Origin of the sequence: Curtobacterium sp. PsM8 (genome assembly GCF_030433875.1) — a bacterium.
Taxonomy (GTDB): domain Bacteria; phylum Actinomycetota; class Actinomycetes; order Actinomycetales; family Microbacteriaceae; genus Curtobacterium.
Window position 1 is genome coordinate 1 of the sequence record NZ_JARUXD010000002.1, and the last position, 13,565, is coordinate 13,565.

The window sequence follows — 13,565 nt, forward strand, 5'->3', positions numbered from 1 at the left end:
CCCCCCCGCGCGGGGGCGGGGGGGGGCGGGGGGCCCCCGCCCCCCCCTCCGGCCGGGGCGCCGGGCCCCCGGCGGCCCGGGCCCCCCCCGCCGGTCAGGTGGTCGCGTCGCGACCGCGGTCAGTTGTAGCTGGCCACCCGGTTCGGCGCGGTGTTGCCCGCCGGGGTCGGGACGGCACCGCCGACACCGTTGATGACGCTCGAGATGGTGCCGGTGTCACCGAGGGACACCGTGACCAGCCCGTGTGCCTTCACGCCGGCCGTCTGCGGGACCTCGAACGCGCGGTCGGCGTGCACCGACTTGTTCGTGTTGAAGAAGCAGTAGACACCGCCGCCCCAGATCTCGTGCGTCGTGACCGACGACGCGACCTTGTAGGCGGCGTACCCGGCGCCGGTCGGACTCTGCCACGAGGCGTTGTCCGGCACGTCGTACGGCATCTCGTTCTGGAAGAAGATCGTCTTGCCGTTGTTGCCGTTCCACTGCACTTCGTACTTCTGGTAGTGCTCGACGAAGAGTCCGGTGGCCAGGACGTCGTTGCCGTTCACCTCGACCCCGGTCGCTCCGGTGTTGACCGTCCAGCCCGTGGCCGCACCGCCGTGGTCGGCGCGCCAGGCCCAGATGTGGTCGACGAGGGTGTCGTCGGCGTTCACCTGCAGCGTCGTCGTCGCCCGGCCCTGGATGCTCGAACCGACGCGGAAGAACACGTCCTGGATGCTCTGCGGGTCAGCAGCGTGGTCGACGTGCGACCCACTGGTGCCGAGACGGAGCAGCTGTGCGCTGTTCTGCGAGCCCGCGTCGACCACGAGGTTCGACACGTTCACGCCGGCGACGTCGGACGAGGTCAGCACGGCGTTGCCGGCCGTCGGCACGAGCGTCGGGAAGCCGATGCCCGTGACGACGGTGTCCGGCCGGGTGACGTTCAGTGCGGCGTTGAGCTGGTACGTGCCGGGCGTGAAGAACAGGTTGAGGCCCTGCGCCAGCGCGCTGTTGATCGTCGCCGCGGAGTCACCCGGGTGCGCCACGTAGAAGTTCCGCATCGGCAGGTCAGTGCCGCCGGTGTTCGGCCAGGTGACACCGCTCGAGTTCTGCTTGAGCGACGGGACGAAGACGTGGTACTTGTTCGACGAGTCGATGTACAGGTACGGCTTCTCGCGGGTCGTCGGTGTGGTGGCGAGCGTCGTGTAGCTCTTCGAGAAGTCGTTCGCCGGAGCACCCTGCACGCCCGAGAACGTCATGTTCCAGTTGCCGCCCTGCCACGACCCGAGCGTGGAGTTGCGGGTGTACCACTGCTGCTGCGAGCCCGACGTGACCGTGCCGTCGACCTTGCTGTCCGCGATGTAGCCGCCCGACGAGTAGCCCTGACCGCCGTCCTGGTTCGACGGCCCCATCGTCAGGTTGCCCTTGATGTGCACGCGGCGCATCGGCGCTGCCTGCGACACCGCCCAGCGGTCGGTCCCGCCCTCGGGCACGATCGCCAGGTTCTCGACCGAGCGCCAGAAGTTCTGCGTGGCGTTCGACTCGTCACCGGCGTTCCACCCGGAGTCGACGTTGACCGCACCGTTGATCGTGACGTCGTCCGGGTTCTTGCCGAGGCCGGCGACCGAGGTGTAGAACCCCAGGTTCGCCCACACCCGGCCGTAGTTGCCCGGCTTGAACAGGAACGTCGACCGCTGTGTGCCGAACTGCGCAGTCGGGCTGCGGAGCTGGGCGTTGAACGCGGCGTCGACGTCGGCCTGGATGGTCGACGTCGGTGTCGAGGGGCTGTAGACCTTCACGTTGCTGCCGAAGTCCGGGGTGTCGCTCGTCGTGACCGCCTGGGCCGACATCGCCGGGACCAGCGCCCCCACGACGCCGGCGCTCACGGCGAGGGCGACGAGACTTCTCATCCGTCGTTGCATGATGCTCGATTCATGACCGGTGCGGCGTCGTTGCCGCACGGTCGCGACGCTAGACCTGGTCGGGCACGCTCCGCAGTCCCACGAACGGCGGACAAGTGCCGGTCCGGGGGAATGCGTTCGGCCGCCTGATCACCACCCGAAGGCGACCAGACGGCCGGCTCACCACCCTGGGTGAGAGAGCAGGGCGCAGATACCCGGTCCACGCCCTGGGGACCATCATGGCGGAACCGGGAGCGCTCCACCGCCCCCACTCCACGGCTAGACCGGTTGGTCGGGGCGGAGCAACGGGGGCGCGGCGCGGTCCGCTCAGCGCGGTCCGTTCAGCGCGCTCCGTTCAGCGGGACGGGGCGACCGGGATGTCCCAGTACGTCGGCTGCTCGTACTGCTCGGACCAGCCGCGGCGCATCCGGGCAGCCGCGCGGTCGAACGCGTCGACCGGGTCCGTGTCCGGCGTGAGCAGCGCCTGCAGCCGGAGCCCGTCGTAGAGCGCCAACAGCTGCTGCGCGCCCCGCTCCGGGTCCATCGTGGCCGGCTCGCGACCGTCGCGGACGTCCACGGCGAGCGCCGTCCGGATCGTCTGCCGGAACTGGAGGTACGCCGACCGGTAGTAGTCGGCACCGTCGACGGTCGGGTCGGTGGCGGCGCCGAGGATCGAGGCGAGCAGGCGCATCAGGCCCGGCTCCTCGACGTGGGCGGCGAGCAGCGCGTGCAGGAACGCGACCGTGCCGCGCTCGGTGATCATCGGCAGGAGCGGTGCCGACACGGCGAGGCTCCAGCGTTCGACGGTCGCGGCCAGCAGGGCGTGCCGGTTCGGGAAGAGCCCCTCGACCTCGGCGACGCGCATGCCGCACCGCTCGGCGACCGCCTGGGTCGAGAACGCGACCGTGCCGGCGTCGTGCAGCACCGCGATCGCACCGTTCAGGACCCGGGTGCGCGGTGCTTCGGCGTCTGCCGAGTCCTGGCTCGTCAGCGGTGCGAGCGGGTGCTTGCGGAACCACTCCAGCAGCGCGCGGGCCCGGGAGGCGCCGGCCTCCGCGTCGGTCGGACGCTGCGTGTCGAACAGGTCGCTGAAGCCGGGGACCTCGCGCATCAGCGGGTCGAGGGGCTGGAACGCCATCGACCAGTCCGGGAACGAGCGCTGCTGCACCGGGTCGTCGCAGAGCACCCGGACGTTGGTGTGCCGCGGGTCGAGGCGGATCTGCTCGAGGCGCTCGTGGACGACGTCGTCCTCGCCCTCGATGATCCCGATGCAGTTGGCGTCCCGGTGGGCGAGCATGCCGGTGACGCCCATGCGCGTGTTCTTCTCGCGGCCGACGGCCAGGATCTGCGCGAGCTCCGAGTCCGAGATCGGCCGGGTCTGCGTGCTGGTGTAGACGAGCGAGCGCATCGCCGGCCTCCCTGTGTCGAGGAAGGGGGCGGTGTGCCCCCGGAACGAGTCAAGCGCTCCGCGGGCTGCGGCACCAGCCCCGTGTTCGGGTCGCGTGGGCGCGGTGGCGGCGGGACCGCCGGACGGGAGGCGCGGTGCGGGGTCGGGCCGCGCCTCCCGTCCGGCATCGGGTCACCGTGTCACCGGGTCAGCGCTGTCCGTGTCTCCGGCTGGGTCAGGGTGTCGGGGACGACGTGCTCTGCCGTCTCCGTTCCTCGACCGCGCTGCCCTCGGCGCACTCGGAGACGCCGACGACGCTGAAACGTCGCGCGTCGGCGAGGAAGTCCATCGACGTCGCGGGGCCGCCACGTCCGCGGATGCCGAGGATCGGGTCCGCGGCTCCCGTCCGGTACCGCTCGGTCGTGATGCCCCTGTCCTTCCACAGCTGCTCGACCGCTGCGACGGCCTTCGCCGGATCGGTCGGCGGTGCGTCCTGCATGAGGATGTACGTGTAGGTCAGGCCGTCGTCGGCTGCTTCGGTGCAGGACTCAGCGGTCGGTTCGCTGTAGACCTTCCAGTGGCCGCCGATCGTCGCTGTCGTGTCGTCCACGACGCTGACGATCGACTCCTCGGCTGCTTCGGGCTGCACGTGCCCGCTGCCGGTACAGGCGGTGAGGGCCAGCGTCAGCGCGACGATCGATGCCGCACCGACGCTGCGGGGGCGGACGCGGCCGGCCTCGGGCGTCCGGCGCCCCTTCGTGGCGGTCGCCGCCTGCTGCATCCCCGTGCCTCCCCCGGTGCGCCCGGAAGCACGTCCAACACAGTAGCCACCGGCCCCGAGCAGGCGGTCGGCAGTGCGCCCCGATCGAGAGGATCGGTACAGTCGAACGTGCGTCTCCGGGGCGGGCGCACAGATGGGGGAAGACATCGTGGGGGACACCTTGGGACGACTGTTGATGAGGTGGGGTTGACCGTGCGGCCGATTCCCAGCCCTCAGCGAAGCACTTCGTTCTTCATGATCGGAATCATCGCGATCATGGCCTTGACCAGTTGCAGCAGCCCACCCGCAGGGAAGGACATGACGCCGTCACAGGCGAAGAAGTCCATCGTCGACATCGTCGAGCGGTCAGCCGACGCGATCGGCGGCGACTGGCAGGTCTACAGCGGTCCTGCAGTGGAGATCTGCGGCGAGGACGCATCCGACGAGGTGCGTTATTCCTACATCATGGAACGTCTGGCGAATGGTGCGGCAGCTCCGGGTAGCGACATCCGGAAGCTCAAAGAGCTTTGGCGAGACGAAGGACTCCGAACCGTCGACTACCGGAGTGGCGGTTCCGACCCGTTCCTCGGTGTCCGCGGCAAGGGCGGTCGAGTCACGACGATCGGCTTCGATGCGCTCCCGGGGGGCTCCACGATCACCGGCACTTCGACTTGTGCGCCAGGCGATCTGCGCGAGCTCCGCGAGCAGGAGTGACGGAGAGGTAGCCGTCCGTTCAGCCGCAACGGACCCGATCAGGCCAAATGGCCAGCCGCTCGGTCGCGCCGGGAACTCGACCATGGGCAACGAGCGGCACGGTGGGTACAGTCGGACGAGCACGCCTGTGAGGGTGCGCAGGGGGGAAGACATCGTGGGGGACATCCAGTACGACGAAGCGTCCGCCGACGCGCTCGTGCGCGCGGCAGACGCCGCTGCCGAACAGCTGCGCGGGCAGGGCACCGGACGCCGGGCCGCGGTCGAGAAGGGCACCGACGACTTCTCGGGCGCCTACGCCACACGCTTCGAGGAGTCGGCGCAGATCGAAGCGGCGGACCGGCCGAAGCTCGCGACCGTGCTCGACGACCTGAGCGACCAGGTGACCGCGGCGACCGCGGCCGCGAAGCGCGAACGTGAGCGGCAGGAGGACCTGGCCGCGTGGCAGGTCCGACAGGACGAACGGGACCGCAAGGCTGCCGAGTCCCCGACCACGTTCTTCGAGCCCCCGCCCGCACTGGGCTTCGACTTCAAGCCGTCCGAGACACCGATCGCGCCGCCGAGCATCTCGGCAGCGTTCTCGGCGCGGTCTCGGACACGGACCGGCAGCGGGACGTCCGGCGGGAAGAGCTCAGCCGACCCGGACCACCTGCGGTCCTTCGCGACGGACTACCGGGCTCTCGACCTGGCGACGACGGAGAAGCAGACGACGCTGCGCAACGCGTGGAACGGCTTCACGGGCTCGTGCGGGTGGGTGCGTGTCTCGTCCGCGACCTTCTTCATCGGCTTCGACCGGTTGCTCGAGGAGAACGGCGAGGACGCTGCCTGGGCCGATCGGATCGCCGACGCGTTCGAACGGGCGGGCAGTCAGGGGTCGATCTCGAACGCGACGCTCGACGTCTCGGCCGCTGCGGAGTTGCCGGCGGCGATCACGGAGCTGCTCGACCCGGACCTCACCCCCGCGCAGGTCGCCGAGCGCTGGGCGGCGCTCGGGTACTCGAAGGCGGACCAGCGTGACCTCACAGCCCTCCCGATCCCGGTACTCAGCCGCATCGGGAACCTCGAAGGGGTCGACTACTGGGCGCGGGACACCGCCAACCGCGCGGTGCTCGACGCCCGCATCACCGCCGCCGAGCAGGAGGTCGAGTCCCTGCGCAACACGATCGCCTACGACAACGGGGCCTCGTGGGGGAAGGCGTCGACGAACCTCGAAGCGCTCCAGGCGATCAAGACCGCCAGCAAGTTCCAGGGGGACAGCAAGGCCGGAGAGCGGTTCATCGTCTCCCTCACCGACGACGCCCCACCGCTCGCAGCGGTCTCCATCGGCGATCTCGACACCGCCGACAACGTCACCTGGGCCGTGCCCGGCATGGGTTCGGACACGACGGGCATGGTCGGCTGGACGGACTCGGCGCAGAACATCTACGACCAGCAGAAGGACATCGGTCCCGACGATCGAGCCGTCATCAGCTGGATGGGCTACGACACCCCGCCGCAGCCGGTCATCTCGGGGGAACTGGACTTCGGCGTCCTCGGCAGCGAGTACGCCCAGAAGGGCGGCGACAACCTCGCGGACTCCATCCGAGGCCTGGACGCCGTGCGCTCGGGCGATGTACCGACGACGAACATCGTCGCGCACTCCTACGGGACGACCGCCTCGGCCTACGCGCTGACCCAGAGCGACGTCCACGTGAACACGCTCACGACCGTCGGGTCCGCCGGCCTGCCGAACGAGATCGACCAGGCGACCGATCTGCACGTCGACGACGTCTACGCCGGACAGGCGCAGGACGTGTGGCTGATCGAGCCGGAGAAGGGCGACCAGTGGGCGTGGACGGGGCGCCTCAGTCCAGAACACAGCCAGAACCCGATCGACCCCGACTTCGGAGCCACACCGTTCGGTACCGACGGGATCGTGACGGACGGGGGCGACGTGAACCCGGTGGAGGACCACGGCACGCACACGGGCAACGGCCGGGGGTACCTCGATCTGGGCACCGAGTCCCTGCGGAACGTCGGCTTCGCCACGACCGGGCACCCCGACGACATCACGTCCGACCCGCCGAAGGGCCCGACCCAGTACCAGAGGTCCATCCTGGAGACGCCGCAGTGGACACTGTGATGGTGCATCGAGGAAGCCACGGCCCCGTCAGGACGAGCATCGGCGTCGCTCTCGTCCTGACGGCGGGCCTGACCATGACCAGTTGTAGCGACAGCCCCGGAGGCAGCACAGTGAAACCGTCGGATGCGAAGAAGTCCGTCGTCGACCTCGTGAAGGAGTCGACCGACGTCGTCGGTGGCGAATGGACGCTCTACCGAGGTCCCTCTGCTGAGGCCTGCGAGCAGCCCGGTGGCGGTGAGGGTGCACGTTTCGTGTACATCCTCGAGCGCGCCGGCGCGGACGGTGCCGCTCCGGCTGCCGACATCCGCAAGGTGGAGGATCTCTGGAAGAGCAAGGGGATCACGACCGAGCGCTTCGAGAGCGGGAGCGCTGACCCCCTCACCGGCATCAACGGGGTGGACGGTCCCGTCACCTCCGTGGGGTTCAACGCGTACCCGCAGGGCTACACGATCAGCGGAGTCTCGAAGTGCTCCGACGGTGACGTCGCGGAACTGCGCCAGGCGGAGTGAGGACACGCGTCATCTGCGCGGTCGCCACGGGTGCTGCCGTCACGCTCCTCCTCACCAGCTGTGGGAGCAGCGACTCCGGCGGGACCAGGCGACAGCCGTCGACCGTCGAGAAGTCCATCGTCGATCTCGTCGAGCGCTCCACCGCTGCGATCGGCGGCAAGTGGGAGGTGTACAGCGGTCCGTCGGTGGAAGCCTGCGGCGACGGCGCTTCTGACAGCGCGCGCTACGTGTACATCATGGACCGTGTCGACCGACCTGGCGGCGACCCGACCGCGGACCTCGACGAGATCAAGGCGCTGTGGAAGGGCGACGGTATCGAGGTCTCCGACTACGAGAGCGGCGGTGCGGACCCACTGCTCGGCGTCCGCGGATCCGGCGGCCCGACGACGTCCATCGGCTTCGACGCCTTCCCGAAGGGCTACAGCATCACCGGGGTGTCCCAGTGCGCTGACGGGAACGTGAGCGAACTACGCAAGTCGGAGTGACCGGCATGACGAACAGGAGACCACTCGTGGATGCTCGACGGGCAGCCGTGGCAGCGATCGGGGCGTTGCTCTGCCTGGGCACGCTGGCGGGCTGCAGCGCCAGCAGCACCTCAGGCGACAGCGGCCGCGAACCAGCAACCGTGCGGAAGTCCGTGGTCGATGTCGTCGAGCGCTCGGCCGCCGCTGTCGGCGGGAACTGGAAGGTCTACAGCGGCCCCTCCATCGAAGGGTGCGGGGACGGTGTGGAAGACAAAGCTCGTTACGTCTACATCATGGAACGGTCCGGCTCGACCGGTGACGAGCCGGACGACGACGTGAAAGCCATGGCAGAGTTCTGGGACGGCGAGGGGATCGCCACCACGGCGTACAAGAGCGGCGGGGCGGACCCCCTCCTGGGGATGCGGGGAAAGGGGGGTCCGATCTTGACGATCGCCTTCAACGCGTACCCGGAGCGGTACAGCATCACCGCGGTCTCAAGATGCGCTGACGGTGACGTGCGCGACCTGCTCGAGGACGAGTGACCGCGCGGTGACCGTGGGGAATCGCGCACGAGGACTTCGTGGCGCACTCGTCGTGGTGCTGGCCGTGGTCGCCCTGTCCGGCTGCAGTGCCGGACAGACCGACGCGCGGCCATCGGTCGTGAAGAAGGAGATCGTCCACTCCGTGACGCTCGCAACGTCGGACATCGGCGGCGACTGGCGGGTCTACCGCGGGCCTGACGTGGAATCGTGCAGCGACCATGACGAGGAGCACGTCCGGTACGTCTACATCGTGGAGCGTCCGAAGAGCGCGGACGACGACGTCGCCGCCGACATGCGGAAGCTCGAGGGATCGTGGCAACGCGCGGGCATCGCCGTCGAGCGGTTCTCGACGAAGGGGGAGAACCCGACCGTCGGGCTCCGGGGATTCGGCGGCCCCGTCACGTCGATCGGGTACGTGTCGTACTACGGCGGCTACCGGATCACCGGTGCCTCGAAGTGCGCTCCCGGCGACGCCCTCGACCTCTCCGACTGAGGCGGGGCGCGTCCGTCCCACGATGCGGGTGGTCAGCGCATGAACAGGATCTGCACTGCGGCGATGACGATGACGGCACCGATCGGCACGCCGGCGATCACCAGCGCGGCCGGGATCTGCGTCCGTCGGATCGTCCGGGGGCCGCCGGCGCCGCGGGCGAACTCCGTGGCCGCGACCAGTTCCGGCGCAGCGGCGGGCGGGATCGGTGGTGGAGCGGGTCGGTCGTCCTCGAACGCCGGGACCTCGACCACGAAGGCGGCCGGGTCCACGGTCGGGGGCAGCTGGGTGTACCGGTTGCGTACGGTTCGTTCGTCCATGGTGACCCTCCCTCCGTGCACACTATGCCGCCTGCCAGGGGTCCGGTAGTGCAACCAGTTGCTCGCACTTCCGCTCACGGTTCACGCCCCGGCGAGCAGCGCGTCCGTCTCGTCCGCCGTCGGAGCGGTCGCCGGTCCGGGCCGGGTCACCGCGAGTGCTGCCGCCGCGTTGGCCCGGCGGACGGCGTCCTGGAGGCTCGTCCCACGACCCAGCGCCGCCGCCAGTACGCCGTCGTGTGCGTCACCCGCCCCGTTGGTGTCGACCGCGGCGACGGGAAACCCGGGGACCAGGACCGGTTCGCTGCCGGACTCGACCACCCAGCAGCCGTCGGCACCGTCCCGCACCAGGGCGGTGCCCCGCGCTGCCGCGGCGATGGCGGCGGCAGCCTCGGCGAGGGTGGCCGACGTCGGGGACAGCAGGCGGGCCTCCCGGCTGTTGGCGCTGACCACGTCGGAGCGGGCGGACACTATGTCCAGGACGGCTGCCGGCAGGGTGTCGACGAGGGGTGACGGGTCGAACACCACGCGGACGGACGACGGCACCGTGCCGAGCCAGCCGGCGATGGCCGCACCGTTGACCGGGTGCGCCAGGCCGTAGCCGGAGACGAACACGATGTCGTCGTCGAGCAGTTCGACACGGTCCAGGTCGGCCCGGGTGAGCTGCCCTTCCGCGCCGACGCTCGTGATGAAGGTGCGTTCGGTGGTGGCGTCGACGAGGGCCACGCAGTAGCCGCTGTCGACGTCCGCGAGCCCGGGCTGCACGACGGTGACCCCGGACTCCTCGAGCGCCTGGCGGACGACGTCGCCGAACGGGCCGGTGCCGTACTGCCCGGCGAAGACGACGTCCATGCCGTCGCGACGGGCGGCGACCATCGTGTTGAGGCCACCGCCGGCCGTGATCTCCGAGCCGTCGGCGATGACGTCGCCGCCGGGCTCCGGCAGGGCACCGATGCGCATCACGATGTCGACGATGACGTTGCCGACGGAGACGAGGCGGCTCATCGGATCGTGTGCTCGGTGCGCGGGAGCGGCGCGGACTGGTCGGGCTGCTCGTGCAGGGTGCCGCGGGGGCCGCCGGTGAGCAGGTAGACCGCTGCGGCGACGATGAAGGTGACGACCCAGCCGAGGCCGTTCGCGCCGATCCAGGTGTCCGAGAACGCGCCGACGAACACCGGGTCGGCGTCGCCCACCTGGACGTTGGTGAACAGGAAGCCGACGACGATCGCGACGACCCAGGCGGTCACGGCACGCCAGGCGATGCCGCCCGCGTACCAGTAGCGGCCACCGCGGCGCAGGTCGAGGAGCGCGCTCGGGTCGTACCAGGTGCGGCGGAGCATGTCGGCGATGAAGACCCCGAGCCAGGCGGTGATCGGGACGGCGAGCACCGAGATGAACGTGATGAACGGGGCGTAGAAACCGTCGGCGACGAGCATGAAGTACATGGCGCCGAGCGTGGTGATGACGACGTCGACCGCGACGGCCCACACCCGCGGCACCTTCACGCCGAGGGTCAGCGTGGTGAGGCTCGCCGAGTACACCGACAGGTGGTTCGACAGCAGGAGCCCGCCGAACGCCGCGATCAGGTACGGCACGGCCATCCAGCTGGGCAGCATGTCGCGGATCGCGGCGACCGGGTCACCGGCCTGGGCGAGGGTCGGGTCGCCGGCGGACACCAGGGAGCCGAGCCCGACCAGGACGACGAGCGGGATGCCGGCACCCGCGGCGCTGGCGGCGACGAGCTTGCCGGCGCGGACACTGGTGCGGGTGTAGCGGGCGATGTCGGCGCCGGCGGTGGCCCAGCCGATGCCGGTACCGGCGGCGATGGTGCCGATGCCGATCACCATGGCGGCGACGGGGCCGGCGGGCTGGGCACCGACGACGTCCCAGTCGATGCGGGCGACGAGGAACACGGCGACGAAGACGTTGAGGGCACCGAAGACCCACGTCGCCCACTTCTGCACGGCGACGATGAACGCGTGGCCGAGGCCGGAGATGAGCACGGTCGCGGCCACGAACAGCAGGATCGCGACGACGGTGACGACCGGGTGCGCCTTCGAGCCGCCGTCGGTGCCGAACAGGATGGTGAACAGCGAGAGCAGCACGAACGCGGCCGTGGTGGTGTTCACGGTCTCCCAGCCCAGACGGCTGAGGAGCGAGACGGCGGTCGGGCCGATGTTGCCGCGCACGCCGAAGACCGCGCGACTGAGCGTCAGACCGGGCGCTCCGCCGCGACGACCGGCGATCGAGATGACCCCGACGACGGCGAACGAGCCGGCGGCACCGATGACGGCGACGAGCAGTGCCTGCCAGACGGTGAGGCCCTGGAACGCGACGAGGGTGGCGCCGAGGGGCAGCCCGAGGATCGAGATGTTCGCGGCGAACCAAACCCAGAACAGCGCGCCGGGTGTGCCGGTGCGTTCGGCGACGGGGACCGGCTCGATGCCGCGCTGTTCGATCGTGGTGAGGGTGCCGGACTTGGTGCCGGTGTCCGTGGGGGTGGTGGTCATCAGGTCCTCTTACGTCATCGGAAGGGTGCGAGGGGTGAGGCCGGGCGACGGTGAAGGGGGGACACCGCCGCCCGGCGGTCTGTGGGGCGCTACCGGCGGGCGGCGGCGCGGAGGACGAGGAGCTGCTGGGTGAGCTCGTCGAGGTGCAGGTCGTTGACGGTCTCGACCTGGTGCACGGCGTCGTCGGACCAGGCCGGAGCACCGTGCACGGCGCCGAGGACGGCTCCGGCCATGGCGGCGATGGTGTCGGTGTCGCCGCCGATGCTCGCCGCGGTGCAGACGGTCTGCCAGGGGTCGAGGTCGAGGGCGACGAGGGCGAGGGCCGCGACGACCGACTCCTGCGACGCGACACTCGTGCCGATCAGCCCGGAGACGGCGTCGATCCGCTGGTCGGCCGGCACGCTGGCGAGGTGTCCCCGTGCCCACTCGGTGCGCTCGGCGATCGAGGCGCCGGCAACCCAGTGCCCCCGGGTCGCACCGAGGCGTGCGGCAGCGATCGCCACGTCGAGTGCCTCGGACCGGGTCGCACCGTCGATGCCAGCGGAGACCGCGGCGGCGATCGCGCTGGCGCCGGCGATGCCGAGGCCGGTGTCGTGGGTGACCCGCGAGGCGTCCTGCACCGCGTCGACGAGTGCCGCGACACCGCCTGATCCGGTTTCACCGACCCCATCGAGGGGCGTGGCGATGCCGACCGGGGTGATCCGCATCGCGGCACCGTTCGTGGTTCCCGTCGACCCGGCTTCGGAGGCCGGGACCCCGTCGAGGATCCGTTGCACGGCCGTCTTGGTGCTCGGCCCGAGGAGGTCGAGCGAGCCCTTCGCCGCCATCGTCCGCTCCCAGGCGATGAGCGCCTGGGCGAAGTCGACGGGGTCGAGTCGTCCGCCGCCCTGCACGAGCAGCTGCGCCACGAGGACGGCCTGCTCGGTGTCGTCGGTGATGCTCGCCGCGGGCATGCCGTGTGCGATCCGCTGGTGGGGGCCGGCGTCGACGAACCCGTCGATCACCCCGTGGTCGGCACGGATCTGGTCGAGGGACATCGACTGCGTGGGCATGCCCAGGGCATCACCGATTGCGAGCCCCCGGAAGGCCGCGAGCGCGTGCTCGTACTCGTACTCGGCGGTGGTCGTCACGACGCGCTCCCGAACTTCATGTGCAAGCGGAACCGGCTCGGGTCGAGCAGGCTGTCGACAGCCTCCACGAACATGCCGTCGGCCGTGCGGGAGACCCGTCGGCTGTGGAGGAACGGTTCACCAACGGCCCTGTGGAGGGAAGCCGCCTCGTCTGCGGTGAGGGGCTGGAGGTCGACCCACTGCTCGGCGAGCGCGGGCACCAGGCCGGCACTGGCGATCGTGGCGGTGAGGGAGTCGTCGACGAGCCCCTCGTCGACGGCGCGGGCCAGTCTGCCGAACGGCGGCACCAGGCTGCGCTCGAGAGACACGTCCGGTCCACCGACCACGTGGCGGACGCGGTCGACCGCGATGAAGTCGGGGTCGTCGAGCCCGAGCTCGGCGGCCTGCCCGGGTCGGCTGACGCGCTCGATGCGCAGCACCCGGACGGCGATCTCGGTACCGGTGGCGGCGAGCGAACGAGCCCACCCGCTGCGGGGGTCGAGCGCGGCACCGTCGAAGGTGACGATCGAGCCGATGCCGCCGTGGATGGCGATGTACTCCTCGTCGGCCAGGTCGGCGAGCGCTGCCCGCACGGTGCCACGACTGACGGCGAAGCGCTCGGCGAGATCGTGCTCGCCCGGCAGGCGTTGTCCCGGCGCGTACCGACCCGTGGCGATCGCGTCGCGCAGGGCGTCGGCGACGAGGCGTCGCTTCGATGAGACCGGCATGGACAGGAGACTACATGTACAAGACCTGTTCAGCCAGCC

General features: G+C 70.5%; 14 protein-coding genes. 6 read left to right on the forward strand and 8 right to left on the reverse strand.

The genetic code is table 11. From position 1 onward, the window contains the following. Positions 1-119: 119 nt before the first annotated feature. From QCD68_RS00410 to QCD68_RS00420, 3 genes are all read right to left on the reverse strand, one after another. Positions 120-1,886 (reverse strand): hypothetical protein, encoded by a 1,767-nt coding sequence (locus QCD68_RS00410; RefSeq protein WP_301221608.1) that lies wholly within the window; start codon positions 1,884-1,886, stop codon positions 120-122. 346 nt (positions 1,887-2,232) lie between these two features. Beyond that, on the reverse strand, positions 2,233-3,285 hold the full coding sequence (locus QCD68_RS00415) for a BLUF domain-containing protein (RefSeq protein WP_301221609.1): 1,053 nt from the start codon (positions 3,283-3,285) through the stop codon (positions 2,233-2,235). Between the two features lie 214 nt (positions 3,286-3,499). Further along, a complete protein-coding gene (locus tag QCD68_RS00420) occupies positions 3,500-4,045 on the reverse strand; it encodes a hypothetical protein (protein ID WP_301221610.1) in 546 nt (181 codons plus the stop codon). 234 nt (positions 4,046-4,279) lie between these two features. Between QCD68_RS00420 and QCD68_RS00425 the strand changes: the two genes are divergently transcribed. The 6 genes from QCD68_RS00425 (at position 4,280) to QCD68_RS00450 (ending at position 8,865) form a co-directional block, all read left to right on the forward strand. Beyond that, the gene (locus tag QCD68_RS00425) at positions 4,280-4,738 is read left to right on the forward strand and encodes a hypothetical protein (RefSeq protein WP_301221611.1); all 459 of its coding nucleotides are present in this window, start codon (positions 4,280-4,282) and stop codon (positions 4,736-4,738) included. 154 nt (positions 4,739-4,892) lie between these two features. Continuing rightward, a complete protein-coding gene (locus tag QCD68_RS00430; RefSeq protein WP_253465625.1) occupies positions 4,893-6,857 on the forward strand; it encodes an alpha/beta hydrolase in 1,965 nt (654 codons plus the stop codon). A gap of 110 nt (positions 6,858-6,967) precedes the next feature. Further along, positions 6,968-7,366, forward strand: coding sequence for a hypothetical protein (locus tag QCD68_RS00435; protein WP_253465628.1), 399 nt, complete (start codon positions 6,968-6,970; stop codon positions 7,364-7,366). Continuing rightward, positions 7,363-7,851 (forward strand): hypothetical protein, encoded by a 489-nt coding sequence (locus QCD68_RS00440; RefSeq protein WP_253465630.1) that lies wholly within the window; start codon positions 7,363-7,365, stop codon positions 7,849-7,851. Before QCD68_RS00435 ends, QCD68_RS00440 begins: the two co-directional genes overlap by 4 nt. After that, a complete protein-coding gene (locus QCD68_RS00445; protein WP_301221612.1) occupies positions 7,848-8,372 on the forward strand; it encodes a hypothetical protein in 525 nt (174 codons plus the stop codon). The genes QCD68_RS00440 and QCD68_RS00445 overlap by 4 nt, the downstream gene beginning before the upstream one ends. Before the next feature lie 7 nt (positions 8,373-8,379). Continuing rightward, entirely contained in the window at positions 8,380-8,865 is a 486-nt protein-coding gene (locus QCD68_RS00450) for a hypothetical protein (RefSeq protein ID WP_253465636.1), read from the forward strand. Between the two features lie 32 nt (positions 8,866-8,897). Here the strand turns inward: QCD68_RS00450 and QCD68_RS00455 are convergent, their stop codons facing one another. The 5 genes from QCD68_RS00455 to QCD68_RS00475 form a co-directional block, all read right to left on the reverse strand. Beyond that, on the reverse strand, positions 8,898-9,182 hold the full coding sequence (locus tag QCD68_RS00455) for a hypothetical protein (RefSeq protein ID WP_111074140.1): 285 nt from the start codon (positions 9,180-9,182) through the stop codon (positions 8,898-8,900). An 81-nt stretch (positions 9,183-9,263) separates the two neighbouring features. After that, positions 9,264-10,184 carry a PfkB family carbohydrate kinase gene (locus QCD68_RS00460; RefSeq protein ID WP_253465639.1) on the reverse strand — a complete coding sequence of 307 codons (921 nt, stop codon included), beginning with the start codon at positions 10,182-10,184 and terminating at the stop codon, positions 9,264-9,266. After that, positions 10,181-11,689: a purine-cytosine permease family protein gene (locus tag QCD68_RS00465; protein WP_253465641.1), complete on the reverse strand. Its 1,509-nt coding sequence runs from the start codon at positions 11,687-11,689 to the stop codon at positions 10,181-10,183. The genes QCD68_RS00460 and QCD68_RS00465 overlap by 4 nt, the downstream gene beginning before the upstream one ends. Positions 11,690-11,778: 89 nt before the next feature. Next, complete coding sequence (locus tag QCD68_RS00470) at positions 11,779-12,819, reverse strand: ADP-ribosylglycohydrolase family protein (protein ID WP_301221613.1); 1,041 nt, start codon at positions 12,817-12,819, stop codon at positions 11,779-11,781. Next, positions 12,816-13,526, reverse strand: coding sequence for a GntR family transcriptional regulator (locus QCD68_RS00475; protein ID WP_253465647.1), 711 nt, complete (start codon positions 13,524-13,526; stop codon positions 12,816-12,818). Before QCD68_RS00475 ends, QCD68_RS00470 begins: the two co-directional genes overlap by 4 nt. Between the last annotated feature and the right edge of the window lie 39 nt (positions 13,527-13,565).

Coding starts and splice junctions, on each gene's coding strand:
- QCD68_RS00420 (WP_301221610.1), bottom strand. CDS start 4,045: ATGCAGCAGGCGGCGACCGCCACGAAGGGGCGCCGGACGCCCGAGGCC.
- QCD68_RS00465 (WP_253465641.1), bottom strand. CDS start 11,689: ATGACCACCACCCCCACGGACACCGGCACCAAGTCCGGCACCCTCACC.
- QCD68_RS00415 (WP_301221609.1), bottom strand. CDS start 3,285: ATGCGCTCGCTCGTCTACACCAGCACGCAGACCCGGCCGATCTCGGAC.
- QCD68_RS00410 (WP_301221608.1), bottom strand. CDS start 1,886: ATGAGAAGTCTCGTCGCCCTCGCCGTGAGCGCCGGCGTCGTGGGGGCG.
- QCD68_RS00455 (WP_111074140.1), bottom strand. CDS start 9,182: ATGGACGAACGAACCGTACGCAACCGGTACACCCAGCTGCCCCCGACC.
- QCD68_RS00460 (WP_253465639.1), bottom strand. CDS start 10,184: ATGAGCCGCCTCGTCTCCGTCGGCAACGTCATCGTCGACATCGTGATG.
- QCD68_RS00475 (WP_253465647.1), bottom strand. CDS start 13,526: ATGCCGGTCTCATCGAAGCGACGCCTCGTCGCCGACGCCCTGCGCGAC.
- QCD68_RS00425 (WP_301221611.1), top strand. CDS start 4,280: ATGATCGGAATCATCGCGATCATGGCCTTGACCAGTTGCAGCAGCCCA.